Here is a 24566-nt window from a genome sequence, read left to right on the forward strand (position 1 = left end):
CTGGAGTACATTTATGTCCATAGACTGGAACTGGGGTATCTTTTTACAACAGGCCCCATTCGGCAACACCACCTATCTCGGCTGGCTCTGGAGCGGCTTTCAGGTCACCGTCGCCCTATCCATTACCGCCTGGATAATCGCTTTTCTGGTGGGATCGCTATTCGGTATTTTGCGTACCGTCCCTAACCGCTTTTTATCAACCCTAGGCACACTGTACGTCGAGCTGTTCCGTAACGTCCCGCTGATCGTGCAGTTCTTTACTTGGTACCTAGTGGTGCCAGAGCTGCTGCCGGAAGATATCGGTATGTGGTTTAAGTCCGAACTGGATCCCAACATTCAGTTCTTCCTCTCTTCGATGATTTGTTTGGGCTTGTTCACCGCCGCTCGCGTATGCGAACAGGTGCGTGCAGCAATTCAATCGCTGCCTCGCGGGCAGAAAAATGCCGCGCTAGCGATGGGGCTGACCCTGCCGCAAGCCTATCGTTACGTTCTGCTGCCAAACGCCTATCGCGTTATCGTGCCACCAATGACCTCTGAGATGATGAACCTAGTGAAAAACTCGGCCATCGCATCAACCATTGGTCTCGTGGATATGGCCGCTCAAGCGGGCAAACTGCTGGATTACTCGGCGCACGCTTGGGAATCCTTTACGGCGATCACCCTCGCCTATGTATTGATTAACGCGGTGATTATGTTGGTGATGGCATTGGTAGAACGCAAAATCCGCCTGCCCGGCAATCTGGGGGGTAAATAATGTACGAATTTGACTGGAGTTCCATTGTCCCGTCGATGCCCTACCTGCTGGCAGGTCTGGTTATCACGCTCAAAATTACCGTGACAGCCATTATCATCGGCATCGTCTGGGGCACCATTCTGGCGGTGATGCGCCTGTCCACATTTAAGCCCGTAGCTTGGTTTGCCAAAGCCTACGTAAACGTCTTCCGTTCCGTACCGCTGGTGATGGTGCTGCTGTGGTTTTATCTGATTGTGCCAGGTTTCCTACAAAACGTGCTGGGGCTATCGCCGAAAAACGATATTCGCCTCATCTCAGCCATGGTCGCGTTTTCCATGTTTGAAGCCGCCTACTACTCGGAGATTATTCGTGCCGGTATTCAAAGCATCTCTCGCGGACAGTCAAGCGCCGCGTTAGCGCTGGGGATGACCCATTGGCAGTCGATGAAGCTTATCATTCTGCCGCAGGCTTTCCGGGCCATGGTGCCTTTGCTGCTCACCCAGGGGATTGTCTTGTTCCAAGATACCTCGCTGGTGTACGTTTTGAGTCTTGCCGACTTCTTCCGCACCGCCTCAACCATTGGCGAGCGTGATGGTACGCAGGTAGAAATGATCCTGTTTGCCGGTTTTGTCTATTTTGTAATTAGCTTGAGTGCCTCGCTGCTGGTCAGCTACTTGAAGAAAAGGACCGTATAATGATTACCCTGAAAAATGTTTCTAAATGGTATGGCCAATTTCAGGTGCTGACCGACTGTTCCACTAGCGTGAAAAAAGGCGAAGTGGTGGTGGTGTGCGGGCCGTCCGGCTCCGGGAAGTCGACCCTGATCAAAACCGTCAATGGCCTAGAGCCGGTGCAGCAAGGCGAAATCGAGGTTAACGGTACCAAAGTCAACGATAAGAAAACCAACCTCGCCAACCTGCGTTCGCACGTTGGCATGGTGTTCCAACATTTTGAACTGTTCCCGCACCTGTCGATTATCGAAAATTTGACGCTGGCGCAGGTTAAAGTGCTCAAGCGCGATAAAGCGGCCGCCCGCGACAAGGGCTTAAAGCTGCTCGAGCGCGTAGGTCTTTCTGCTCACGCCAATAAATTCCCCGCCCAGCTTTCCGGCGGCCAACAGCAGCGCGTGGCAATCGCTCGTGCGCTGTGTATGGATCCGGTGGCCATGCTGTTTGATGAACCGACGTCCGCACTCGATCCAGAGATGATCAACGAAGTGCTGGACGTGATGGTTGAACTGGCTAACGAAGGGATGACGATGATGGTGGTGACCCACGAAATGGGCTTTGCGCGTAAAGTGGCTAACCGGGTGATCTTTATGGATGAAGGTAAGATCGTCGAAGATGCCGAAAAAGAGGCCTTCTTCGCCAATCCAAAATCCGATCGTGCCAAAGATTTCCTCGCCAAAATTCTGCACTAATCAATCCTACGCGCACTCAGCAGAGTGCGCGTCTCATCACGCTTTGACATATCTATTCTCGTCCATTCCACCTCTAAGCCTTACCCTTGTCACAAAATAACGCCGATAAGGAACCGCTATGGCACAGCCAATTATTCTTGATTGCGACCCGGGTCATGATGACGCGATAGCTATCGTCCTCGCCCTCGCCTCCCCTGAGCTTGAGGTGAAAGCCATCACCTCTTCCGCCGGCAACCAAACGCCGGAGAAAACCCTACGCAACGTGCTGCGCATGCTCACGTTGCTCCAGCGCCCGGATATTCCGGTAGCAGGCGGCGCAGTGAAGCCGCTAATGCGTGAGCTCATTATCGCCGATAACGTACACGGTGAAAGCGGCTTAGATGGCCCGGCGCTACCGGAGCCCGCCTTTGCCCCGCAAAACTGCACCGCCGTTGAACTAATGGCAAAAACTCTGCGCGAAAGCCGTGAATCGGTCACTATCGTTTCTACCGGCCCACAGACCAACGTCGCACTGCTGCTCAATAGCCACCCGGAACTGCACGCGAAAATCTCGCGAATTGTGATAATGGGGGGCGCAATGACGCTCGGCAACTGGACGCCTGCCGCCGAGTTCAATATCTACGTAGACCCCGAGGCGGCGGAAATTGTCTTCCAGTCAGGCATTCCAGTGGTGATGGCAGGATTGGACGTCACCCATAAGGCCCAGATTCACGCCAGCGATATCGAGCGCTTCCGCGCAATTGGCAACCCAATTTCCACCATCGTTGCCGAACTGCTCGATTTCTTTATGGAATATCACAAAGACGAGAAATGGGGATTCGTCGGCGCGCCTCTGCACGACCCGTGCACTATCGCGTGGCTGCTGAAGCCAGAATTGTTCACGACCGTTGAGCGCTGGGTCGGCGTAGAAACGCAGGGGAAATACACGCAAGGAATGACGGTGGTGGATTATTACAGCCTGACAGGGAATAAGCCCAACGCCGAAGTGATGGTGGACATCGACCGCCAAGGGTTTGTTGACCTGCTGGCAGCACGGCTGGAATTTTACGCCTAAGTTACGCCGGATGGCGCTAGCGCTTATCCGGTCTACATCAAACGCAAAACGTGTAGACCTGATAAAAAGCAACGCCTCGCCATCCGGCGCTGCCGACTACGGTTCGAACGGCCGGCGCTGGAACTGGTCATGCCCACATTTCGGACAGCGCGGCAGAATGTCTGGCGTATACACTGCCAGATGGTAGTGACATTTCTCGCACACCAGATTTCCCAACCCAACAACTTCACCGCTGTGGTACACGCCGTGATGGCTAAGGTCTTGGAACACCTCGCGCCATTCGAGCTGCGTTTTATCGGTAATATCCGCCAATTCCTGCCAGATACTCTCTTTAATCACCCGCAAGAAGACGCTGTCCGATTCATCTTCTTGGCTTTCGCCATAACTCATGGCGAACTCTTCTAAATCGCGACGCACCGCGCGAATAAGCTCATCGATTTCTGTGCGCGTTAACTCGCTGGTTTGCGCCACTTTAGCCCGCGCCTGTGCCACCAGCGCATCAATATCGCGTTCTCCGTTGCGTAGGCGTTCGGTCAGCGTACCGACCAGTTCACGGTAAATTTGAGCAACCTTGTTCATTGTTTCCTCTCCCAGCCGGTTAACCTATTCTAATAGTAGCCGTTATTTCCTTTTCGCTCTGCCATGTGTGCCACAGAGTTCACAAATTACGGCATCAGCTTTTCGCCGCCATAACGTGCGAAAGGCTGTTTTGACGGGGCTGTTTGGGCTATGCTATGCGGATCTGGAAAACCACGTCTATTGGCTACGTTTGTAGCTGCATTGAAAACAGGATCACTGGCTGCCATGCAAGAGCAATACCGCCCGGAAGAGATAGAATCAAGAGTCCAGCAACACTGGGACGAGAAGCGCACATTTGAAGTTACTGAAGACGAGAGCAAAGAGAAGTATTACTGCCTGTCGATGCTTCCCTATCCTTCTGGTCGACTACACATGGGCCACGTCCGTAACTACACCATCGGCGATGTGATTGCTCGCTACCAGCGCATGTTGGGCAAAAACGTTCTGCAGCCAATCGGCTGGGATGCGTTCGGCCTGCCGGCTGAAGGTGCGGCGGTTAAAAACAACACCGCGCCGGCGCCATGGACGTACGACAACATCGCGTACATGAAAAACCAGCTCAAAATGCTGGGCTTCGGCTACGACTGGAGCCGTGAGCTGGCGACCTGCACCCCGGAATATTACCGTTGGGAACAGAAATTCTTCACCGAGCTGTATAAAAAAGGCCTGGTGTATAAGAAAACCTCTGCGGTGAACTGGTGCCCGAACGACCAGACCGTGTTGGCCAACGAACAGGTTATCGACGGCTGCTGCTGGCGCTGCGACACCAAAGTTGAGCGTAAAGAGATCCCGCAGTGGTTCATTAAGATCACTGCTTACGCTGACGAACTGCTGCGTGACTTGGATAATCTTGACCACTGGCCTGACACCGTTAAAACGATGCAGCGCAACTGGATCGGCCGTTCCGAAGGCGTGGAAATCTCCTTCAACGTAGGCGACTACGCGGACAAACTGACCGTTTATACTACTCGTCCAGACACCTTCATGGGTTGCACCTATCTGGCCGTTGCTGCGGGTCACCCGCTGGCACAGCAAGCTGCTGCAAATAACCCAGAGCTGGCTGCGTTCATCGATGAATGCCGCAACACCAAAGTGGCCGAAGCCGATATGGCCACCATGGAGAAAAAAGGCATCGATACCGGTTTTAAAGCGATTCACCCGCTGACGGGCGAAGCGATTCCGGTATGGGCGGCGAACTTCGTGCTGATGGAATACGGCACGGGTGCGGTGATGGCCGTTCCGGGTCACGACCAGCGCGACTACGAATTTGCCACCAAATACGGCCTGAACATTAAGCCCGTTATTCTGGCCGCCGATGGTTCAGAACCAGACATCTCCGAACAAGCGCTGACCGAAAAAGGCACCCTGTTCAACTCCGGCGAATTTGACGGTCTGAGCTTCGAAGACGGCTTCAACGCCATCGCGGACAAACTGGCCGCAATGGGCGTGGGCGAACGTAAAGTGAACTACCGTCTGCGCGACTGGGGTGTATCCCGTCAGCGTTACTGGGGTGCGCCAATCCCAATGGTCACCCTGGAAGATGGCACCGTGCTGCCAACGCCAGAAGATCAACTGCCGGTTATTCTGCCGGAAGACGTGGTCATGGACGGGATCACAAGCCCGATTAAAGCCGATCCTGAGTGGGCAAAAACCACCGTTAACGGCATGCCTGCCCTGCGTGAAACGGACACCTTCGATACCTTTATGGAATCGTCTTGGTACTATGCGCGCTACACCTGCCCGCAGTATCAGGAAGGTATGCTGGATTCGAAAGCGGCCAACTACTGGCTGCCGGTTGATATCTACATTGGCGGTATCGAACACGCCATCATGCACCTGCTGTACTTCCGCTTCTTCCACAAACTGATGCGCGACGCAGGCCTCGTTAACTCTGATGAACCCGCTAAGCAGCTGCTGTGTCAGGGCATGGTGCTGGCAGATGCCTTCTACTACGTAGGTGTAAACGGTGAGCGTAACTGGATTTCTCCTGTTGATGCCATCGTTGAGCGCGACGAAAAAGGTCGTATCGTGAAGGCGAAGGACGCTGAAGGTCATGAACTGGTGTATACCGGCATGAGCAAAATGTCCAAGTCGAAAAACAACGGTATCGACCCGCAGGTAATGGTTGAGCGCTACGGCGCGGATACCGTGCGTCTGTTTATGATGTTCGCCTCCCCAGCAGACATGACTCTGGAATGGCAGGAATCCGGCGTGGAAGGGGCAAACCGCTTCCTGAAACGTGTTTGGAGACTGGCCTACGAACACACCGCACGTGGCCCAGTTGCCGCGCTGAATGTCGATGCACTGAGCGAAGACCAGCAGGCGCTGCGTCGCGACGTTCACAAAACTATCGCCAAAGTCACCGATGATATCGGTCGTCGTCAGACGTTCAACACCGCTATCGCGGCAGTGATGGAGCTGATGAATAAGCTGGCGAAAGCACCTCAGGAAGGCGAGCAGGATCGCGCGCTGATGCAAGAAGCATTGCTGTCCGTCGTGCGTATGCTCAACCCGTTCACCCCACATGCCTGCTTTACTCTGTGGCAAGAACTGGGCGGTGAAGGCGATATCGACAACGCGCCGTGGCCTGTTGCCGACGAAAAAGCGATGGTGGAAAACACTACGCTGGTCGTCGTTCAGGTTAACGGTAAAGTTCGCGGTAAAATCACCGTTGCGGTTGATGCGACTGAAGAGCAAGTACGTGAACGTGCAGGCCAGGAACACCTGGTTGCAAAATACCTTGAGGGCGTGACCATACGTAAAGTCATCTACGTACCGGGCAAGCTGCTTAACCTGGTCGTTGGCTAAGCGCGGGAGGAAGCGTGCGATTTCTGACAACATTGTTGATATCTTTGGCGGTGCTGGCCACCGCCGGATGCGGCTGGCATCTGCGTAGTACCACGCAGGTGCCGGACGAAATGAAAACATTGATCCTGCAAAGCAGCGATCCAAACGGTCCATTCAGCCGGGCGGTACGCGAGCAGCTGCGAAGCAATGACATTACCGTGCTTGATCAGAGCACGTTGCGTCAGGATGTTCCTTCGCTACGCCTAGGGAGAGTGAGTATTGCGCAAGATACCGCTTCTGTATTCCAGAACGGTCAAACGGCAGAATACCAAATGGTCCTGACGGCCGATGCAACGGTGCTGATCCCAGGTCAAGATATCTTCCCGATCTCGACCAAAGTGTATCGTTCATTCTTTGACAACCCTCAACAGGCGTTGGCAAAAGATAACGAACAGAGCCTGATTGTCCAAGAAATGTACCAGAAGGCCGCAGAGCAGCTGATTCGTAAGCTGCCAAGCGTACACATCGCTGATGTCAAAGAGAGTGCAGAAACCTCGGCCGCTAAGCCGAATACCGGCTCTCGTGTATCAACGACTCTGGGTAACTGATGATTCGGTTGTACCCAGAACAACTCCGCGCACAGCTCTCTGAAGGGCTGCGCGCGGCGTATCTCCTGCTCGGTAATGACCCCCTTTTCCTTCAAGAAAGCCAAGACGCGATTCGGCATGCCGCCGTCAGCGCGGGCTTTATCGAGCATCACACCTTTACGCTTGATGCCAGCACCGACTGGAATGAGCTATTTTCGCTTTGCCAGGCGATGAGCCTGTTTGCCAGCCGGCAAACGCTGCTTTTAATTCTGCCGGAAAATGGCCCCAACGCGGCTATCAACGAACAGCTGGCTACGCTGGTAAGCCTGCTCCATGACGATCTCCTGCTTATCGTGCGCGGTAACAAGCTGACCAAAGCTCAGGAGAACGCTGCATGGCTAACCTCGCTCGCTGCTCGTGCAGTGCAGATAAGTTGTCAAACGCCAGAGCCCGCCCAGCTACCACGTTGGTTAGCCAATCGAGCCAAACAGCACAATCTTCAGTTAGATGACGCCGCCAGTCAGCTACTTTGCTATTGCTATGAAGGTAACCTGCTGGCATTGGCGCAAGCGCTAGAGCGTTTATCACTGCTGTGGCCAGACGGGAAGCTCACGCTGCCGCGCGTTGAGCAGGCAGTCAACGATGCCGCACACTTCACCCCTTTCCACTGGGTCGATGCGCTGCTGGCTGGTAAAAGCAAACGTGCGCTGCATATCCTGCAGCAACTGAGGCTTGAAGGCAGTGAGCCGGTCATTTTGCTGCGGACGGTACAACGCGAGCTGCTGCTGCTGGTGACGTTGAAACGCCAAAGTGCGCATACCCCGCTGCGTACCCTGTTTGATAAACATCGCGTCTGGCAGAATCGCCGAGCGATGGTCGGTGAGGCCGTCAATCGTCTGAGTGTCCCGCAACTACGTCAAGCGGTGACCTTATTGAGCCACGCCGAGTTAACGTTAAAACAGGATTACGGTCAGTCCATCTGGGCTGAACTGGAAAGTTTGTCGCTACTGCTTTGTCATAAAGCGCTAGCCGACGTTTTTATCGATGGATGATATGGAAAAACTACAGGCGCTTTTCGGCGGGACGTTCGATCCCATCCATTATGGTCACCTGAAGCCGGTGGAGATTTTGGCCAATCAAATTGGCCTCTCCCGGGTTATCATCATGCCCAACAACGTGCCGCCGCATCGTCCGCAGCCGGAGGCCACCAGCGAGCAGCGCAAGCTGATGGTTGAGCTGGCGATTGCCGATAAGCCGCTGTTTGTTTTGGACGAGCGTGAACTTCGCCGCGATACCCCCTCCTTCACGGCAGATACTCTGCAACAATGGCGTCAAGAACAGGGCGCCGACAAGCCGCTGGCCTTTATCATCGGCCAGGATTCGCTGCTGACATTTCCAAGCTGGCATCGCTACGAGACAATTCTCGATAATGCCCATCTTCTGGTTACTCGTCGCCCGGGTTATCCACTCACGATGGAGCAGGAAGTTCACCAGCAATGGTTAGACCGCCATCTCACCAGCAATATTGAAGATTTGCATAATCAACCTGCAGGCAAAATCTATCTTGCAGAAACTCCTTGGTTCGATGTCTCGGCAACGCTAATTCGTGAACGCTTGCAGCGTAATGAATCGTGCGCAGAGATGATGCCGGATGCGGTTCTAACCTACATCATGCAGCAAGGGCTGTACCACCACGGCGCATAGCGCAATATCAAGGGGGAAGCACCATGAAACTCTGGTTTGTGCGTCATGGCGAAACCGAAGCTAACGTTGCCGGACTGTATAGCGGCCACGCCCCCACCCCACTCACGGATAAAGGCCAGCAGCAGGCATATCGTCTTGGCGAAATGCTAAGCGAGGTGCCCTTTGATCGCGTGCTGTGCAGCGAACTCGAACGGACTCAGCATACCGCTCGTTTGCTTCTCGGCGACAGGAAAATCCCCCTTAGCGAGCATTCACCATTAAACGAGATGTTTTTCGGTGACTGGGAAATGCGTCACCATCGCGACCTTCAGGTTGAAGATAAAGCAAACTATGATGCTTGGTGCGCCGACTGGCAGCATGCAGCGCCAACCAACGGTGAGAGCTTCCCTGACTTTTCCCAGCGCGTAAAAAACTTCGTCGATGAGCTTGCCGGTTATCACGATAAGAACCTACTTATCGTCAGCCATCAGGGCGTGCTGAGCCTGCTGACCGCTCTGCTGTTAGGCATGCCAACCGCCAGCATGTGGCATTTTCGTATCGACCAAGGTGCGTGGAGCGTTATTGATATCAGCGAACAGTTCACCACGCTGAGAGTGCTCAATAGCAGAGCTATTTGGTCGCCAAACGAGGGATAAAACCGATTTCTGCACCTGAGATCCGCCAAGCCATTGACACACATAAATAGACTGTTATTCTCCGCTGCCTGAAACATCCCCCTCCAGCACTTGTAGACAGAGATTGTTTTACAAAAATGGCGATGCAATCGGCATTAAGGAATGGGATGATAGCCCGCCAGAACGCCGCTAGGTGTTTTTTTGTCCCGACATTCAGTTTTGTTCGGGTATACTGTCGGGCTATTTTATATTGTTTATCTTCACACCCCAGGGGGAACACTTGCAGGGTAAAGAACTCCAGGATTTTGTTGTCGACAAAATTGATGATTTGAAAGGTCAGGATATCGTCACCATCGATGTTCACGGTAAATCCAGCATCACCGACTGCATGGTTATCTGCACCGGTACTTCCAGCCGCCACGTTATGTCTATTGCCGATCATGTGGTACAGGAATCTCGCGCTGCCGGTCTGCTGCCGATGGGCGTTGAAGGCGAAAACGTAGCTGACTGGATCGTCGTCGATCTCGGTGATGTTATCGTCCACGTTATGCAGGAAGAGAGCCGTCGCCTGTATGAACTGGAAAAGCTCTGGAGTTAAGTTGTGAAGCTGCAGTTGGTCGCCGTCGGCACCAAAATGCCGGATTGGGTACAAACCGGTTTTACCGAATACCTTCGTCGTTTTCCGAAAGATATGCCGTTCGAACTGGTAGAAATTCCTGCTGGTAAGCGCGGCAAGAATGCGGATATCAAACGTATTCTGGATAAAGAAGGCGAGATGATGCTCGCCGCCGCAGGAAAAAACCGTATTGTCACGCTGGATATTCCTGGAAAACCTTGGGATACGCCGCAACTTGCTCGAGAGCTGGAACGCTGGAAGCAGGATGGTCGTGACGTCAGCTTGCTGATTGGCGGTCCTGAAGGTCTTTCTCCGGCATGCAAGGCCGCAGCCGAACAAAGTTGGTCGCTTTCCACATTGACGCTGCCGCACCCGCTTGTGCGCGTGCTGGTCGCCGAAAGCCTGTATCGGGCGTGGAGTATTACCACCAACCATCCTTACCACCGCGAGTAATGAGACCTAGGTAGATTAAGCAGCGAATGAAATTACAGAATTCTTTTCGCGACTATACGGCAGAGTCCGCGCTCTTTGTGCGCCGGGCGGTGGTCGCTTTTTTGGGAATTTTGCTGCTGACCGGCGTGCTAATTGCCAACCTTTACAATTTGCAGATCGTCCGTTTTACCGACTACCAGACGCGTTCAAACGAAAACCGCATTAAATTGGTGCCTATCGCGCCTAGCCGCGGCATTATTTACGATCGCAACGGCACCCCGCTGGCGCTTAATCGCACCATCTACCAGCTGGAAATCATGCCCGAAAAAGTCGACAGCGTGCAGCAGACCATTGACGGTCTGCGCAACGTCGTCGATCTGTCTGACGACGATATCGCCGCCTTTAAAAAAGAGCGCGCTCGCTCGCATCGCTTCACCTCGATTGCCCTAAAAACCAACCTCACGGAAGTTCAGGTGGCGCGCTTTGCCGTTAACCAGTACCGCTTCCCGGGCGTTGAAGTTAAAGGCTATAAACGCCGCTTCTATCCCTACGGCTCTGCCCTGACCCACGTTATCGGCTACGTATCAAAAATTAACGATAAAGACGTCGACAGACTGGACAAAGATGGCAAGCTTGCCAACTATGCCGCCACCCACGATATCGGTAAGCTCGGCATCGAGCGTTACTACGAAGATATGCTGCATGGACAGACCGGTTATGAAGAGGTTGAAGTCAACAACCGTGGCCGCGTCATCCGTCAACTCAAAGAAGTGCCGCCGCAGGCCGGGCACGATATTTATCTGACGCTGGATCTTAAACTACAGCAATATGTGGAAACGCTGCTGGCAGGAAGTCGCGCCGCTGTGGTGGTCACCGATCCACGTAATGGCAGCATCCTGGCGCTGGTCTCCATGCCAAGCTACGACCCGAACCTGTTTGTTGATGGCATCTCCAGCAAAGACTATAGCGGCCTGCTAAACGACCCGAACACGCCGCTGGTTAACCGTGCCACGCAGGGGGTCTACCCACCGGCATCGACGGTGAAACCTTACGTTGCCGTTTCCGCGATGAGCGCGGGTGTCATCAACCGCAATACCAGCCTGTTTGACCCAGGTTGGTGGCAGCTTCCGGGTTCTGAAAAACGCTATCGTGACTGGAAAAAATGGGGCCACGGCCACCTGAATGTCACCAAAGCGCTGGAAGAATCCGCGGATACCTTCTTCTACCAGGTCGCCTACGACATGGGGATCGACCGTCTATCCGAATGGATGACTAAGTTCGGTTACGGTGACTACACCGGCATCGACCTTTCAGAAGAACGCTCAGGCAACATGCCAACCCGTGATTGGAAGCTCAAACGCTTTAAAAAGCCGTGGTATCAGGGCGACACCATTCCGGTCGGTATCGGCCAGGGTTACTGGACGGCAACGCCAATCCAGATGAGCAAAGCGCTGATGATCCTGATTAACGATGGCGTGATTAAAACCCCTCACCTGCTGGCAAGCACCGTGGAAGAAGGGAAAAAAGTACCTTGGGCGCAGCCACAGGAGCCACCGATTGGCGACATTCACTCTGGCTTCTGGGAAATTGCGAAAGACGGGATGTACGGCGTTGCCAACCGTGGCAACGGTACGGCGCATAAATACTTCGCCAGCGCACCGTATAAAATCGCAGCCAAGTCCGGTACTGCACAGGTCTTTGGCCTGAAAGCCAACGAAACGTATAACGCCCATCGTATTGCCGAGCGTTTGCGTGACCATAAACTGATGACCGCCTTTGCGCCGTACAACGACCCACAGGTTGCCGTCGCTATTATCTTAGAGAACGGCGGCGCAGGCCCGGCGGTGGGTACCATCATGCGTCAGATCCTTGACCACATCATGCTGGGCGACAACAACACCGACTTGCCAGCAGAAACCCCAGCGGCCACCGCTGCGGAGGACCAATAATTATGACGGATAATCCGAACAAACGATCGTTCTGGAATAAAATCCATATCGATCCCACCATGCTGCTGATCCTGTTGGCGCTGCTAACCTACAGCGCGCTGGTTATCTGGAGCGCCAGCGGCCAGGATATGGGGATGACGGAGCGCAAAATCGGCCAGATCGCCATGGGGCTGGTGATTATGGTGGTGATGGCACAAATCCCGCCGCGCGTGTACGAAGGCTGGGCGCCGTGGCTGTACATCATCTGTATTATTCTCTTGGTGGCGGTTGACGCCTTTGGTGCAATCTCAAAAGGCGCACAGCGCTGGCTCGATCTCGGTTTTGTCCGCTTCCAGCCGTCTGAGATTGCTAAGATTGCCGTTCCGCTGATGGTGGCGCGCTTTATCAACCGCGATGTCTGCCCGCCATCGCTGAAAAACACCGCTATCGCGCTGGTGCTGATTTTCATGCCGACCCTGCTGGTCGCCGCGCAGCCCGACCTTGGGACTTCGATTCTTGTTGCCCTCTCAGGGTTGTTCGTGCTGTTCCTTGCGGGTCTGAGCTGGCGCTTGATTTTGGTTGCCGTCCTGCTGGTTGCGGCATTTATCCCGATTTTGTGGTTCTTCCTGATGCACGATTATCAGCGCCAACGTGTGATGATGCTGCTCGACCCGGAATCAGACCCACTGGGCGCGGGTTACCATATTATTCAGTCCAAAATCGCCATCGGTTCCGGCGGTCTGCGCGGAAAAGGTTGGCTTCACGGGACCCAGTCTCAGTTGGAATTTTTACCTGAACGCCACACCGACTTTATCTTTGCGGTACTCGCCGAAGAGCTGGGGCTTATCGGTATTTTGATTCTGCTGGCGCTCTATGTCCTGCTGATTATGCGCGGCCTGTGGATTGCCGCCCAGGCGCAAACCACCTTTGGCCGAGTAATGGCCGGTGGTTTGATGCTGATTTTGTTCGTTTATGTCTTCGTAAATATTGGTATGGTAAGTGGCATCTTGCCGGTGGTAGGCGTTCCGCTACCGCTGGTCAGCTACGGGGGGTCTGCCCTGATTGTACTGATGGCCGGGTTTGGTATCGTCATGTCGATACATACCCACAGAAAAATGTTGTCAAAAAGCGTCTAAGAGGTGCTCAATGCGTAAGCAATGGCTTGGGATCTGCATAGCGGCAGGGCTGCTGGCGGCTTGTTCGAGTGATGATGTTCAGCAACAAACCGTTTCCGCGCCACAACCTGCGGTATGTAATGGCCCGGTAGTAGAAATCAGCGGGGCCGATCCGCGCTTTGAACCCCTGAATGCCACCGCCAATCAGGACTATGAACGCGACGGTAAGAAATACAAAATCGTGCAGGACCCGTCCAGATTCAGCCAAGCCGGATTTGCAGCAATTTATGATGCTGAACCGGGTAGCAACCTGACGGCCAGCGGCGAAGCATTCGATCCGAATCAACTTACCGCAGCCCACCCGACGCTGCCAATTCCTAGCTATGCACGTATCACGAACTTGGCTAACGGCCGGATGATCGTGGTTCGCATCAACGATCGCGGCCCATACGGTAACGATCGCGTGATCTCGCTTTCACGCGCCGCAGCGGACCGCCTCAATAACTCGAACAATACCAAAGTTCGTATCGATCCGATTATTGTCGCCCAGGATGGTTCACTTTCCGGTCCCGGCATGGCTTGTACGACCGTGGCTAAGCAGACTTACGCACTGCCTGACCGTCCTGACCTAAGTGGCGGCATGGGGAGCGTATCCTCCGCGCCACAGGCTGCTGCACTGCAGGGTGACGTACGCGCTATCAGTAATGATACGCTGGCCTCCGCTAACGCTGGCGAAGGTGCACCGGTGAAAAGTGGTGGCTTCCTCGGCGCCCCAACCCCGCTCAATAGCGGCGTGTTGGAAGAAACCGCCCCGGCAGTAGCGGCTCCAGCCCAAACTGCCGCGCCGGTGGCAGCACCGGTAAGCGCAACGCCAGCGGCGGCCGTTTCCGCACCCACCGCAACCGCTGCTGCCGCGACCGGTGATTACGTCGTTCAGGTTGGCGCTGTCAGCGACCAAACGCGCGCCCAGCAGTATCAGCAGCGCCTAAGTCAACAGTTCTCCGTTCCGGGCCGTGTAACACAAAATGGCGCGGTCTGGCGTATTCAGCTTGGTCCGTTTGCCAGCAAAAGCGAGGCCGGCACAATACAGCAGCGTTTGCAGAGCGAAGCACAGCTGCAATCGTTTATTACACGCGCCAACTAGAATGCTAAGAGGCGTCCGAATTTTCGCAAATGTAAAAGTTATTAACAAAGTCATATGCGATGTCGGATGCCTGTCTGAAGGGCATTTGTTATAGTAAGGCACTTTTTTAACTCCATCACGGACGTCGTTGTTCTGACCATGAAGATCTCTTTCCTCGCACGATTACTCATTCCGGTGCTTTCAGTAGCAGCCCTGACTTCCGCTGCCCACGCCGAAGACCTGAACATTAAAACAATGATCCCAGGCGTTCCGCAGATTGACGCGGAATCCTACATTCTTATTGATTACAACTCCGGCAAGGTGTTGGCAGAACAGAACGCAGATTCTCGTCGCGATCCGGCGAGTCTGACCAAAATGATGACCAGTTACGTCATTGGTCAGGCGATGAGAGCGGGTAAATTTAAAGAATCCGATCTGGTCACCATTGGTAACGATGCTTGGGCAACCGGTAACCCGGTGTTCAAAGGCTCTTCCCTGATGTTCTTAAAACCAGGGATGCAGGTTCCAGTATCACAGCTGATCCGCGGGATTAACCTGCAGTCAGGCAACGATGCCTGCGTTGCGATGGCCGATTACGTAGCCGGTAGCCAGGACTCCTTCGTGGGCCTGATGAACAATTACGTAACCCAGTTGGGCCTGAAAAATACCCACTTCCAGACCGTTCACGGCCTGGATGCTGATGGGCAGTACAGCTCTGCGCGCGATATGGCGCTTATCGGTCAGGCGCTAATCCGCGACGTACCGAATGAGTACACCATCTACAAAGAAAAAGAGTTCACCTTTAACGGTATTCGCCAGATGAACCGTAACGGTCTGCTGTGGGACAACAGCCTGAACGTTGACGGCATTAAAACTGGCCATACCGATAAAGCCGGCTATAACTTGGTTGCCTCCGCAACCGAAGGCCAGATGCGCCTAGTTTCTGCTGTGATGGGTGGTCGCACCTATAAAGGCCGCGAAACCGAGAGCAAAAAACTGCTGACCTGGGGCTTCCGTTTCTTTGAAACCGTTAACCCAATTAAAGCCGGCAAAGAGTTTGCGTCTGAGCCAGCTTGGTTTGGCGATACCGACCGTGCATCCCTCGGTGTGGATAAAGACGTTTACCTGACCATCCCACGCGGCCGCATGAAAGACCTGAAGGCCAGCTACGTGCTGAACAATAGCGAACTGCACGCGCCTCTGCAGAAAAACCAAGTTGTGGGTACCATTAACTTCCAGCTTGATGGCAAAGTTATCGATCAGCGCCCACTGGTGGTACTGCAAGAGATCCCTGAAGGTAACTTCTTCGGCAATATCATTGATTACATTAAATTAATGTTCCACCACTGGTTTGGTTAAAAATCACCCACTTGAAAGTGTGATTTCCATCCCCATATAATATGCATAGCAAAACAACTCCCGCCTTAGATGCGGGAGTTGTTCTTTTTTAACACTGGAGCTGACATGAAAACCAAACTGAACGAACTGCTTGAATTCCCTACACCATTTACTTACAAAGTAATGGGTCTGGCGAAACCTGAGCTGGTTGACCTGGTGGTTGAAGTGGTACAGCGCCATGCGCCAGGTGACTACTCTCCGCAGATAAAGCCAAGCAGCAAAGGCAATTACCACTCGGTGTCCATTACCATCAATGCTACTCACATTGAGCAGGTTGAGACGCTGTACGAAGAGTTAGGCAATATTGAAATCGTTCGTATGGTGCTGTAATTGCACCGCCGTTACCCGGCACTGCCGGGTAACGCCTCCTCCCCTCCCGCTGTGATATACTCTGCCCCCATCATTTCCTCCCTGCGGAGACGCTGTTTTGGACGTTAATACCCTTCTCATCCGTCAATTGGGTCTGCAACCCTACGAGCCTGTCTCACAGGCAATGCACGACTTTACTGATAATCGCGATGAAACCACGCTTGATGAAATCTGGCTGGTGGAGCATCTCCCGGTCTTTACCCAAGGACAAGCGGGTAAAGCCGAGCACGTGCTGGTTGCAGGTGATATCCCGGTAATCCAAAGCGACAGAGGCGGACAGGTCACCTATCACGGTCCAGGTCAGCAGGTGATGTATGTCCTGCTCAATCTTAGACGCCGCAAACTTGGCGTTCGCGAACTGGTCACCCTGCTAGAACAAACCGTGGTGAATACGCTGGCACAATTGGGTATCGAGGCCCATCCTCGCGCCGACGCGCCGGGTGTCTACGTGGGAGAAAAGAAAATTTGCTCTCTGGGGCTACGTATCCGTAAAGGCTGCTCATTTCACGGCCTAGCGTTGAATATCGCTATGGATCTCTCACCGTTTTTGCGCATCAATCCGTGTGGTTATGCGGGTATGGAGATGGATCAGGTCTCAAACTGGGCTGCCGATGCAAAACCAGATAATATATCCACAATTCTGGTATCCCAATTTTTAGCACTGCTAAACAATCCCCCTCATCAATACCTCTCCGAATAATATATTATATATTTTGGCCTAATATTTATTGGGCCATCTCGCCAAGTTCATCACGGTAATTTGTAATAACGCAAAAATTTGTGCTTTTTCTATACGCTTCTACACTAAATTTGTACTTGGATCTCATTAGCATGAAATAAAAGGTCTTTATTACATAGATACTGTGAATACATTAGCTCGACTAATGCATTGAGTAATCTAGAAAAATTGTTTTTTACATCTTGCGAATTTCATCCCGCCAGAATAATAATGATAATGAAATCATCAACTATCATTCATGGTATGAATGAATATGGAGTGAGTAGTGTGGATTCTAACGATAAGCCCGAGAATAAAAAAAATCTGAATGTCGATAATGATACGCCGCAGATATTCCGTACCCTGCGTAATATAGATCTTAATCTATTGACCATATTTGAAGCAGTTTACGTGCATAAAGGCATCGTTAATGCCGCTAAAATCCTTAACCTCACGCCATCAGCTATCAGCCAATCGATCCAGAAGCTCAGAGTGTTGTTTCCCGACCCGCTGTTTATTCGTAAAGGCCAAGGCGTCACGCCAACAGCCTATGCCACCCACCTTCATGAATACATTAGCCAAGGACTTGAATCGATCCTTGGGGCATTAGATCTTAACGGAAGCTACGACAAGCAGCGGGTGATAACGATAGGCACTGCCGCATCGGTAGGCGCCATCGTGATGCCGGTCATTTATCAGGTTGTCAAAAAGGCGTACCCGCAGGTGCTGCTGCGTAATGTTGCCGTTACCGATGCCAATGCGCAGCTTAGCCAGTTCCAGACCGACTTAATTATTGATAACCACGAACACAACAATCCTCGCACTCTGGGACGTCATCCGCTGTTTAGCGATAAGTTGGTGCTGGTTTGTCGCAATGACCACCCGGTCAACGGTGAGAAACCTTCTGTCGATGCGCTGATGCAATATGAGCATACGCTGTTGACGATGGACGGCGCCGGGCAGAATGACCTATACAAGCGTATTCGCGATATGCTGCCAGACCGTCAGGTCAGCGTAAGTAGTTACAATCTATTCACTATCGCGTCACTGATCGCTTCAAGCGATCTGATCGGCATTATGCCGCTTCGCTTTTACCATATCTTCAAACAGTGCTGGCCACTGCGCGCGCTGGACTTTGCCCCGCTACAACAAGAACAGGTCGATTTTTCATTGCATTACAACAAACTCAGCCTGCGTGACCCGGTAATGCAAAACATTATCAACGTCATTCATGAGGCATTCTGAGCATCATCCACTCTGAGGCACCATCGGCTTGCGAAAAAGCATTATTCAACAACTATTTTACAATTTGACGGTCAGTTAGGCTGCTTTATACCCCGTTTCAATGGTATACTGCCTGCAATTAATTCAAAAATAGTTGATAAATACAACAATACCTTGAATTGAAAAGCTTTCCCTCGATACTCGGAACTGGAAGACGCATGCTATGAGTAAACCCATTGTGATGGAACGCGGTGTTAAGTACCGTGACGCCGATAAAATGGCCCTTATCCCGGTAAAAAACGTCGTTACGGAGCGTGAAGCGCTGTTGCGAAAACCGGAATGGATGAAAATTAAACTTCCGGCAGACTCCTCCCGTATCCAGGGCATTAAAGCGGCCATGCGTAAAAATGGTCTGCACTCGGTTTGTGAAGAAGCATCCTGTCCTAACTTGGCCGAATGCTTTAACCACGGCACCGCGACCTTTATGATTTTGGGCGCTATCTGTACCCGCCGTTGCCCGTTCTGTGACGTTGCCCACGGCCGCCCAATTGCGCCGGATGCGAACGAACCACAGAAACTTGCCCAGACCATTGCCGACATGGCGCTGCGCTATGTCGTGATTACCTCGGTGGATCGCGACGATCTGCGCGATGGCGGTGCACAGCATTTTGCGGATTGCATCAGCGCGATTCGTGAGAAAAGCCCAACCATCAAGATTGAAACGCTGGTACCAGACTTCCGTGGTCGTATGGATCGCGCGCTCGAAATTCTGACCGCTACGCCACCAGACGTTTTCAACCACAACTTGGAAAACGTGCCGCGTGTATACCGTAACGTACGTCCGGGCGCTGACTACAATTGGTCGCTGAAACTGCTGGAGCGTTTTAAAGAAGCACATCCGGATATCCCGACTAAATCAGGTCTGATGGTAGGTCTGGGTGAAACCAATGCCGAAATCATTGAAGTTATGCGCGACCTGCGTAGCCACGGTGTCACCATGCTGACACTGGGGCAGTATTTGCAGCCAAGTCGTCATCACCTGCCGGTTCAACGTTATGTTAGCCCGGACGAATTTGAAGAGATGAAAGAGGAAGCCATGGCAATGGGCTTTACCCATGCAGCCTGCGGCCCATTCGTTCGTTCGTCCTACCATGCGGATCTCCAGGCTAAAGGCATGGAAGTGAAGTAAGATTGGTGCAGAAATAAAAAAAGCCGCTCTCTTCATGACAGCGGCTTTTTTTTGCTTAATGCGACACAAATTGTTGCAATGAAACATCATTAGCAATCCATTTGCCATGAAAAAAGGCTACAACGTGATCACGCTGTAGCCCTTTCTGCCGGAAGTGACTCCGGCGTGTAAGATGCGCGCATTGCGCACCTGACATTAAACGCTGCCCTGCTTACTCTTTATGAGAGAGCTTCTCGGCCGGAGTTTCGTCTACGCTTTTCTGCGCGCTGGTTTCATCGTCATTCATCGCTTTCTTAAAGCCTTTGATCGCTGAACCCAAATCTCCACCCAAAGTCCGTAATTTTTTGGTACCAAACACCAGAACAATCAGTGCTGCCACTACCAGCAGTTTGGTAATACTAATCTCACCCATAGATACCTTCTTCTCAAAAACAGGCTGCAAAATGCGCCACATCACTGCCCTTTATTAACGGTCATCTGGCGCGTGCACACAATAGCAATCTGTAACAAGGTGAATCAAGCGTTGTTTAAAAAAACGTCACGTTAATTGCGGTAGCGCAAAGCGTCGGTTCTGTAGCACCGGTAACTGCTGCCGAACGGTTAAAAGATGTTCGCGCTGAATATCACAGACAACCAAATGCGGCAGTTGAGTTGCTCCCCCCAAAGTCACACCAAGGGGATCAACAATCCTGCTTTGCCCGATGTTACGACTCCCGCACTCTCCGCTCGCCACCAAATAGCAGGTTGTATCCAGCGCTCGCGCGGCCAATAACGTAGACCAGTGATGTTCTTTCAGCGGGCCACGAACCCAAGCGGCCGGAAGCGCCAATACCTCTGCCCCCTGCAATGCCAGAGCCAAAGCCATATCGGGAAATCGCAGGTCATAACACGTCATCAGTCCAATCTGAAAACCCGCTACCTCAATCAACGGCGGCAATTCCCGCCCCGCATCGACGTGCTTAGACTCTTGAATAGAGAAAGCATCATACAGATGCAGCTTGTGGTAGTGGGCAATCACCTCACCGGCGCGCAGGACCACCAGCGTATTGTTGGCTCGCCCCTCACTGGAAGGCGTATGAATGGTCAATATCGTAGTCAGCGTGTCGCGTCGGCTCTGCGCTTTGAGCAACTGCATAAAACCGCCATCCAGCGGCTGCGCCGATTTAACCGACAGGTCCGGGTCGCCATCACTACGTGCCAGTAGCGCTTCTGGCAATACTAGTAGCGAAGCGCCCTGCTCGACGGCTGATTGCATCAAACTCACGCAGGTCTGCGCATTTACTTGCCACTGTGGCGTCACCCCGAACTGCCCTGCTGCAACCCGCATCGTCCCCTCCAGATTTTTGCTAATATATCAACACTATGAATAATGAAGCATATCGTTAAGTTGGCCCTTTGACGCTACACTCAGGGCATGACTCAAAAATGGCAGGAAATACGCATGATGCAACTTTTATTAGCCGTTTTTATCGGTGGGGGTACCGGCAGCGTGGCTCGCTACTTGCTGAGTATGAGGTTCAATCCCATGCACCAAATTCTGCCGCTGGGCACGCTTACGGCAAACCTAATTGGTGCTTTTATCATTGGTGCGGGCTTAGCGTGGTTTAACCGACTGCCGCAGATTGATCCGCTCTGGAAACTGCTTATCACCACCGGTTTTTGCGGTGGACTGACAACCTTCTCTACCTTTTCGGCTGAAGTGGTCTTTTTGCTGCAAGAGGGGAAAGTCAGCTGGGCACTGCTGAACATCGCCGTGAACCTTCTGGGGTCATTCGCTATGACGGCAATCGCCTTCTGGTTGTTCAGCGCCAGTCGCTAAAAAAGAATAAAAAAAACCCGCGATTAAGCGGGTTTTGAATTCTGACTGCTATTGTCGCTTACAGAGCGGTTACGTTAGCAGCAGAAGGGCCTTTGGCACCGTTAGTGATTTCGAACTCTACACGCTGACCTTCAGCCAGAGTTTTGAAACCGTTGGTCTGGATTGCAGAGAAATGTACGAATACATCTTTGCTACCATCTTCCGGAGTAATGAAACCGAATCCTTTGGACTCATTAAACCACTTAACGTTACCTTTAATCTTAGACATCAAAATTACCTTTATATGAAAAAACGACACTAATCTGTGTCAGTTAACAGTACAACAATTGTGGTGCGTTTTGTCCAGCCTAAGTTTGTTAAAAAGTGATAAATGTCGCTAACTTTTATTCGCAGGTTGACTTTATCGCAAACCTAGCTACAAGCACCCTTTTTAAAACTGAATACGTGCCCAAGCGAAGTACACATTACCGTTATTGTAGGTACCTGGAATGTATGTCATCTGGAACGTTACCGGGCCATAGCCGATTGATGCCATCGGCAGCAAGACCGGAACAGGAATGTAATTCCAGTTATCACGCGCGGTCACCCCGACGGTGTATCCCAGTCCCCAGTGGAAATTATCATCCGGCAGCGGTCTCCAGGTTGCTTCCCAACCATAGCCGCCAATAGGCTCCCATTTATTGTAGGAATCCTTAAAAGCCATCAGATAGATGCCGTGCCAATTTCCTTTGTCGTCCCAGCGCGATACCCCGAAGCCTGCACCCCATGGGCGTTCATTGTAGCGATCGGTTTTATCTTTATCGTAAGCAAAACGCGCATGCCAAGTAATGGCAGGAATGTACAAATCATAGTTTTGCGGTGCTTCCCACGTTTGCGCGACGTTGCTACTTAGGGTGTTGTAGCCCTCTTTAACCGTCTGAGTAAAAGAGGCATAGGCCGGCTGGACCGCCCCTGACACCCCGGCAGCAGCAACCAACAACGCAGAAAATCTATTTAGTTTTAACACGATACTCTTGCCAATTAATCATCTAATAAGAATAGTCTAACAAGAGTAAACTTAATCGCACCTTAACGGTATCGATGTTCTCTCTTTTCCCTCTCCTGCAATTATAAATTAGAATATTCTTAGATGAGCCGTCAAGTCAGGCAAGCGGTTAACGTAAAATAACGGTTTATTTATATCATTAATGCTTTGAATCAGAAAGCTTGGCAATCACGATATACTCCTTACGCACATATCGTAAGGTTATATTTTATAATAAACCAAGAACTCATCATTAAATAACAATCACTGACGCCTATTATTTAAATAAAAGCATTTTCAGCCCACTCCATAAATAATTAACTTGCTATCGAGTCATCGTCATACAAGAGTGCCCTGCCGATGAGATTTCGCCCAAAAACCCTCTAAATATGAAGCCTTCACCGTAAAAAAAACACCGCCCAGAGCGGTGCTGTTTTTGGCGAGTTCTTATAGAAAAAATAACATTCTATTTACCTTGGTTGTTTATTATTCCAGCACTGCGCTATACTCGAAACGATGCCAATGTTCAGCTTTGTGAGTGCATCGTGTAAATTGAAATATCATTCGCTTTAATTCGGCTATTTTTTGATTTTCATCAGCTAATTCTGCCGCTTTTTTCGGCACATTCCACCCCTTACTTTGATGCAGGTCTGCGTCAATTTTACAACTGGGCGATAGGTGTTAATAATGTTAACGTTCTTTGAACTCCTGATTGGTGTTGTGGTTATTGTGGGCGTGGCCCGCTACATCATCAAAGGATATTCCGCGACGGGAGTCCTTTTCGTTGGTGGCCTACTGTTGCTGATTGCCAGCGCATTAATGGGACATAAGATTTTACCAAGCAGTGAAACCAGTACCGGTTACTCTGCCACCGATATCATCGAATATATCAAGATCTTGCTGATGAGCCGCGGTGGCGATCTCGGCATGATGATTATGATGCTATGCGGTTTCGCGGCCTACATGACGCATATCGGCGCCAACGATATGGTCGTGAAGCTGGCTTCTAAGCCACTGCGCTTTATTAACTCGCCGTACCTTTTGATGATTGCCGCCTACTTCGTAGCCTGCCTGATGTCACTGGCCGTCTCTTCCGCGACCGGCCTTGGCGTACTGCTGATGGCAACGCTCTTCCCGGTAATGGTTAACGTTGGCATCAGCCGCGGTGCCGCGGCTGCAATTTGCGCCTCGCCTGCCGCGATTATTCTGTCACCAACATCCGGTGACGTGGTTCTAGCTGCAAAAGCCGCTGAAATGCCGTTAATTGATTTTGCATTCAAAACCACGCTGCCGATTTCTATCGTTGCTATTATTGCCATGGCCATCGCCCATTTCTTCTGGCAACGCTATCTGGACAAGAAAGAAAATATTTCTCCAGAAATGTTGGATGTGAATGAAATTACCACCACCGCGCCAAGCTTCTACGCCATCCTGCCGTTTACACCTATCATCGGCGTGCTTATTTTTGACGGTAAGTGGGGCCCAGAACTGCATATTATCGCTATTCTGGTTATCTGCATGCTGCTGGCGGCAATTCTGGAATTCTGCCGTGGCTTTAATACGCAAAACGTTTTTGCCGGTTTGGAAGTCGCCTATCGCGGGATGGCTGATGCCTTCGCCGGCGTCGTCATGCTGCTGGTTGCGGCGGGCGTATTTGCCCAGGGCCTTAGCACCATTGGTTTTATCAATAGCCTGATCTCGATTGCCACCTCGTTCGGTTCCGCCAGTATTATTCTGATGCTGGTGCTGGTCATACTAACCATGCTGGCAGCCATGACCACAGGCTCCGGGAATGCGCCGTTCTATGCCTTCGTTGAGATGATCCCTAAACTGGCTCACTCCTCAGGTATTAACCCAGCCTATCTTTCGATCCCAATGCTGCAGGCTTCCAACCTTGGTCGTACCATCTCTCCAGTTTCCGGTGTGGTGGTTGCCGTCGCAGGGATGGCAAAAATATCCCCGTTTGAGGTGGTTAAACGTACCTCAGTGCCAGTTATTGTCGGTCTGATTGTGGTCATTATTGCCACGGAAATTCTGGTCCCTGGCGCTGCATCGTAAGCATTCACCCCTCAAATAAATAAGGCGCCTCATGGCGCCTTATTTTATTATTAAGCTACGCCCTTAAATAATGAA

The 24566-nt window shown here is 51.9% G+C and carries 26 protein-coding genes; 21 read left to right on the forward strand and 5 right to left on the reverse strand.

Features of this window, described 5'->3' with window-relative positions:
* The first annotated feature begins 13 nt into the window (after positions 1–13).
* The 4 genes from gltJ to rihA all read left to right on the forward strand — a co-directional run bounded on the left by gltJ (position 14) and on the right by rihA (position 3207).
* Positions 14–754 carry a glutamate/aspartate ABC transporter permease GltJ gene (gene gltJ, locus AB4K05_RS04815; RefSeq protein WP_368478863.1) on the forward strand — a complete coding sequence of 247 codons (741 nt, stop codon included), beginning with the start codon at positions 14–16 and terminating at the stop codon, positions 752–754.
* Positions 754–1428 (forward strand): glutamate/aspartate ABC transporter permease GltK, encoded by a 675-nt coding sequence (gene gltK / locus AB4K05_RS04820; protein ID WP_368478864.1) that lies wholly within the window; start codon positions 754–756, stop codon positions 1426–1428. The genes gltJ and gltK overlap by 1 nt, the downstream gene beginning before the upstream one ends.
* Positions 1428–2153 (forward strand): amino acid ABC transporter ATP-binding protein, encoded by a 726-nt coding sequence (locus AB4K05_RS04825; protein WP_368478865.1) that lies wholly within the window; start codon positions 1428–1430, stop codon positions 2151–2153. Before gltK ends, AB4K05_RS04825 begins: the two co-directional genes overlap by 1 nt.
* A gap of 118 nt (positions 2154–2271) precedes the next feature.
* The gene (gene rihA, locus AB4K05_RS04830; RefSeq protein ID WP_368478866.1) at positions 2272–3207 is read left to right on the forward strand and encodes a pyrimidine-specific ribonucleoside hydrolase RihA; all 936 of its coding nucleotides are present in this window, start codon (positions 2272–2274) and stop codon (positions 3205–3207) included.
* Positions 3208–3303: 96 nt separating this feature from the next.
* On the opposite strand, the gene AB4K05_RS04835 is transcribed toward rihA, so the two are convergent.
* Positions 3304–3786 carry a zinc ribbon-containing protein gene (locus AB4K05_RS04835; protein WP_368478867.1) on the reverse strand — a complete coding sequence of 161 codons (483 nt, stop codon included), beginning with the start codon at positions 3784–3786 and terminating at the stop codon, positions 3304–3306.
* 225 nt (positions 3787–4011) lie between these two features.
* Here AB4K05_RS04835 and leuS point away from each other — a divergent pair, with 225 nt between their 5' ends.
* The 15 genes from leuS to lipA all read left to right on the forward strand — a co-directional run bounded on the left by leuS (position 4012) and on the right by lipA (position 19590).
* On the forward strand, positions 4012–6594 hold the full coding sequence (gene leuS / locus AB4K05_RS04840) for a leucine--tRNA ligase (RefSeq protein ID WP_368478868.1): 2583 nt from the start codon (positions 4012–4014) through the stop codon (positions 6592–6594).
* A gap of 14 nt (positions 6595–6608) precedes the next feature.
* On the forward strand, positions 6609–7181 hold the full coding sequence (gene lptE / locus AB4K05_RS04845) for an LPS assembly lipoprotein LptE (RefSeq protein ID WP_368478869.1): 573 nt from the start codon (positions 6609–6611) through the stop codon (positions 7179–7181).
* Complete coding sequence (gene holA, locus AB4K05_RS04850) at positions 7181–8212, forward strand: DNA polymerase III subunit delta (protein ID WP_368478870.1); 1032 nt, start codon at positions 7181–7183, stop codon at positions 8210–8212. Before lptE ends, holA begins: the two co-directional genes overlap by 1 nt.
* Positions 8205–8864 (forward strand): nicotinate-nucleotide adenylyltransferase, encoded by a 660-nt coding sequence (gene nadD / locus AB4K05_RS04855; RefSeq protein ID WP_368478871.1) that lies wholly within the window; start codon positions 8205–8207, stop codon positions 8862–8864. Before holA ends, nadD begins: the two co-directional genes overlap by 8 nt.
* Before the next feature lie 23 nt (positions 8865–8887).
* Complete coding sequence (locus AB4K05_RS04860) at positions 8888–9499, forward strand: adenosylcobalamin/alpha-ribazole phosphatase (RefSeq protein ID WP_368478872.1); 612 nt, start codon at positions 8888–8890, stop codon at positions 9497–9499.
* 259 nt (positions 9500–9758) lie between these two features.
* Positions 9759–10076, forward strand: a complete 318-nt coding sequence (gene rsfS / locus AB4K05_RS04865) for a ribosome silencing factor (RefSeq protein ID WP_061283466.1) — start codon at positions 9759–9761, stop codon at positions 10074–10076.
* 3 nt (positions 10077–10079) lie between these two features.
* A complete protein-coding gene (rlmH, locus tag AB4K05_RS04870) occupies positions 10080–10547 on the forward strand; it encodes a 23S rRNA (pseudouridine(1915)-N(3))-methyltransferase RlmH (protein WP_061283467.1) in 468 nt (155 codons plus the stop codon).
* Between the two features lie 26 nt (positions 10548–10573).
* Complete coding sequence (gene mrdA, locus AB4K05_RS04875) at positions 10574–12475, forward strand: peptidoglycan DD-transpeptidase MrdA (RefSeq protein WP_368478873.1); 1902 nt, start codon at positions 10574–10576, stop codon at positions 12473–12475.
* Positions 12476–12477: 2 nt separating this feature from the next.
* Complete coding sequence (gene mrdB / locus AB4K05_RS04880) at positions 12478–13590, forward strand: peptidoglycan glycosyltransferase MrdB (protein WP_368478874.1); 1113 nt, start codon at positions 12478–12480, stop codon at positions 13588–13590.
* A gap of 10 nt (positions 13591–13600) precedes the next feature.
* Positions 13601–14713, forward strand: a complete 1113-nt coding sequence (rlpA, locus tag AB4K05_RS04885) for an endolytic peptidoglycan transglycosylase RlpA (protein WP_368478875.1) — start codon at positions 13601–13603, stop codon at positions 14711–14713.
* 138 nt (positions 14714–14851) lie between these two features.
* Positions 14852–16051: a D-alanyl-D-alanine carboxypeptidase DacA gene (gene dacA / locus AB4K05_RS04890; RefSeq protein ID WP_368478876.1), complete on the forward strand. Its 1200-nt coding sequence runs from the start codon at positions 14852–14854 to the stop codon at positions 16049–16051.
* Between the two features lie 105 nt (positions 16052–16156).
* On the forward strand, positions 16157–16420 hold the full coding sequence (gene ybeD / locus AB4K05_RS04895; protein WP_035894333.1) for a DUF493 family protein YbeD: 264 nt from the start codon (positions 16157–16159) through the stop codon (positions 16418–16420).
* Positions 16421–16517: 97 nt separating this feature from the next.
* Positions 16518–17159, forward strand: coding sequence for a lipoyl(octanoyl) transferase LipB (lipB, locus tag AB4K05_RS04900; protein ID WP_368478877.1), 642 nt, complete (start codon positions 16518–16520; stop codon positions 17157–17159).
* Positions 17160–17465: 306 nt separating this feature from the next.
* Positions 17466–18422 carry a YbeF family transcriptional regulator gene (locus tag AB4K05_RS04905; RefSeq protein ID WP_368478878.1) on the forward strand — a complete coding sequence of 319 codons (957 nt, stop codon included), beginning with the start codon at positions 17466–17468 and terminating at the stop codon, positions 18420–18422.
* 202 nt (positions 18423–18624) lie between these two features.
* Positions 18625–19590, forward strand: a complete 966-nt coding sequence (gene lipA, locus AB4K05_RS04910; protein ID WP_368478879.1) for a lipoyl synthase — start codon at positions 18625–18627, stop codon at positions 19588–19590.
* A 211-nt stretch (positions 19591–19801) separates the two neighbouring features.
* On the opposite strand, the gene tatE is transcribed toward lipA, so the two are convergent.
* Entirely contained in the window at positions 19802–20002 is a 201-nt protein-coding gene (gene tatE / locus AB4K05_RS04915) for a twin-arginine translocase subunit TatE (protein WP_368478880.1), read from the reverse strand.
* A 126-nt stretch (positions 20003–20128) separates the two neighbouring features.
* Positions 20129–20917, reverse strand: coding sequence for a deaminated glutathione amidase (locus AB4K05_RS04920; RefSeq protein WP_368478881.1), 789 nt, complete (start codon positions 20915–20917; stop codon positions 20129–20131).
* Positions 20918–21031: 114 nt separating this feature from the next.
* Here AB4K05_RS04920 and crcB point away from each other — a divergent pair, with 114 nt between their 5' ends.
* Entirely contained in the window at positions 21032–21409 is a 378-nt protein-coding gene (crcB, locus tag AB4K05_RS04925) for a fluoride efflux transporter CrcB (protein WP_368478882.1), read from the forward strand.
* A gap of 58 nt (positions 21410–21467) precedes the next feature.
* Here the strand turns inward: crcB and cspE are convergent, their stop codons facing one another.
* Together cspE and pagP are read right to left on the reverse strand one after the other, a co-directional pair.
* A complete protein-coding gene (gene cspE / locus AB4K05_RS04930; protein WP_000034826.1) occupies positions 21468–21677 on the reverse strand; it encodes a transcription antiterminator/RNA stability regulator CspE in 210 nt (69 codons plus the stop codon).
* A gap of 162 nt (positions 21678–21839) precedes the next feature.
* Positions 21840–22388 (reverse strand): lipid IV(A) palmitoyltransferase PagP, encoded by a 549-nt coding sequence (gene pagP, locus AB4K05_RS04935; RefSeq protein ID WP_368479165.1) that lies wholly within the window; start codon positions 22386–22388, stop codon positions 21840–21842.
* A gap of 732 nt (positions 22389–23120) precedes the next feature.
* On the opposite strand from pagP, the gene dcuC reads away from it, so the two are divergent.
* A complete protein-coding gene (gene dcuC / locus AB4K05_RS04940; protein WP_368478883.1) occupies positions 23121–24491 on the forward strand; it encodes an anaerobic C4-dicarboxylate transporter DcuC in 1371 nt (456 codons plus the stop codon).
* The last annotated feature ends 75 nt before the right edge of the window (positions 24492–24566 follow it).

This window comes from Kluyvera sp. STS39-E (assembly GCF_040932435.1).
Classification (GTDB): domain Bacteria; phylum Pseudomonadota; class Gammaproteobacteria; order Enterobacterales; family Enterobacteriaceae; genus Kluyvera.

What these genes read in the sequence shown, in the direction of transcription:
- gltJ (WP_368478863.1), top strand. Translation starts at nt 14, where the DNA reads ATGTCCATAGACTGGAACTGGGGTATCTTTTTACAACAGGCCCCATTC.
- gltK (WP_368478864.1), top strand. Translation starts at nt 754, where the DNA reads ATGTACGAATTTGACTGGAGTTCCATTGTCCCGTCGATGCCCTACCTG.
- AB4K05_RS04825 (WP_368478865.1), top strand. Translation starts at nt 1,428, where the DNA reads ATGATTACCCTGAAAAATGTTTCTAAATGGTATGGCCAATTTCAGGTG.
- rihA (WP_368478866.1), top strand. Translation starts at nt 2,272, where the DNA reads ATGGCACAGCCAATTATTCTTGATTGCGACCCGGGTCATGATGACGCG.
- AB4K05_RS04835 (WP_368478867.1), bottom strand. Translation starts at nt 3,786, where the DNA reads ATGAACAAGGTTGCTCAAATTTACCGTGAACTGGTCGGTACGCTGACC.
- leuS (WP_368478868.1), top strand. Translation starts at nt 4,012, where the DNA reads ATGCAAGAGCAATACCGCCCGGAAGAGATAGAATCAAGAGTCCAGCAA.
- holA (WP_368478870.1), top strand. Translation starts at nt 7,181, where the DNA reads ATGATTCGGTTGTACCCAGAACAACTCCGCGCACAGCTCTCTGAAGGG.
- nadD (WP_368478871.1), top strand. Translation starts at nt 8,205, where the DNA reads ATGGATGATATGGAAAAACTACAGGCGCTTTTCGGCGGGACGTTCGAT.
- AB4K05_RS04860 (WP_368478872.1), top strand. Translation starts at nt 8,888, where the DNA reads ATGAAACTCTGGTTTGTGCGTCATGGCGAAACCGAAGCTAACGTTGCC.
- mrdA (WP_368478873.1), top strand. Translation starts at nt 10,574, where the DNA reads ATGAAATTACAGAATTCTTTTCGCGACTATACGGCAGAGTCCGCGCTC.
- mrdB (WP_368478874.1), top strand. Translation starts at nt 12,478, where the DNA reads ATGACGGATAATCCGAACAAACGATCGTTCTGGAATAAAATCCATATC.
- rlpA (WP_368478875.1), top strand. Translation starts at nt 13,601, where the DNA reads ATGCGTAAGCAATGGCTTGGGATCTGCATAGCGGCAGGGCTGCTGGCG.
- dacA (WP_368478876.1), top strand. Translation starts at nt 14,852, where the DNA reads ATGAAGATCTCTTTCCTCGCACGATTACTCATTCCGGTGCTTTCAGTA.
- ybeD (WP_035894333.1), top strand. Translation starts at nt 16,157, where the DNA reads ATGAAAACCAAACTGAACGAACTGCTTGAATTCCCTACACCATTTACT.
- lipA (WP_368478879.1), top strand. Translation starts at nt 18,625, where the DNA reads ATGAGTAAACCCATTGTGATGGAACGCGGTGTTAAGTACCGTGACGCC.
- tatE (WP_368478880.1), bottom strand. Translation starts at nt 20,002, where the DNA reads ATGGGTGAGATTAGTATTACCAAACTGCTGGTAGTGGCAGCACTGATT.
- AB4K05_RS04920 (WP_368478881.1), bottom strand. Translation starts at nt 20,917, where the DNA reads ATGCGGGTTGCAGCAGGGCAGTTCGGGGTGACGCCACAGTGGCAAGTA.
- crcB (WP_368478882.1), top strand. Translation starts at nt 21,032, where the DNA reads ATGATGCAACTTTTATTAGCCGTTTTTATCGGTGGGGGTACCGGCAGC.
- cspE (WP_000034826.1), bottom strand. Translation starts at nt 21,677, where the DNA reads ATGTCTAAGATTAAAGGTAACGTTAAGTGGTTTAATGAGTCCAAAGGA.
- dcuC (WP_368478883.1), top strand. Translation starts at nt 23,121, where the DNA reads ATGTTAACGTTCTTTGAACTCCTGATTGGTGTTGTGGTTATTGTGGGC.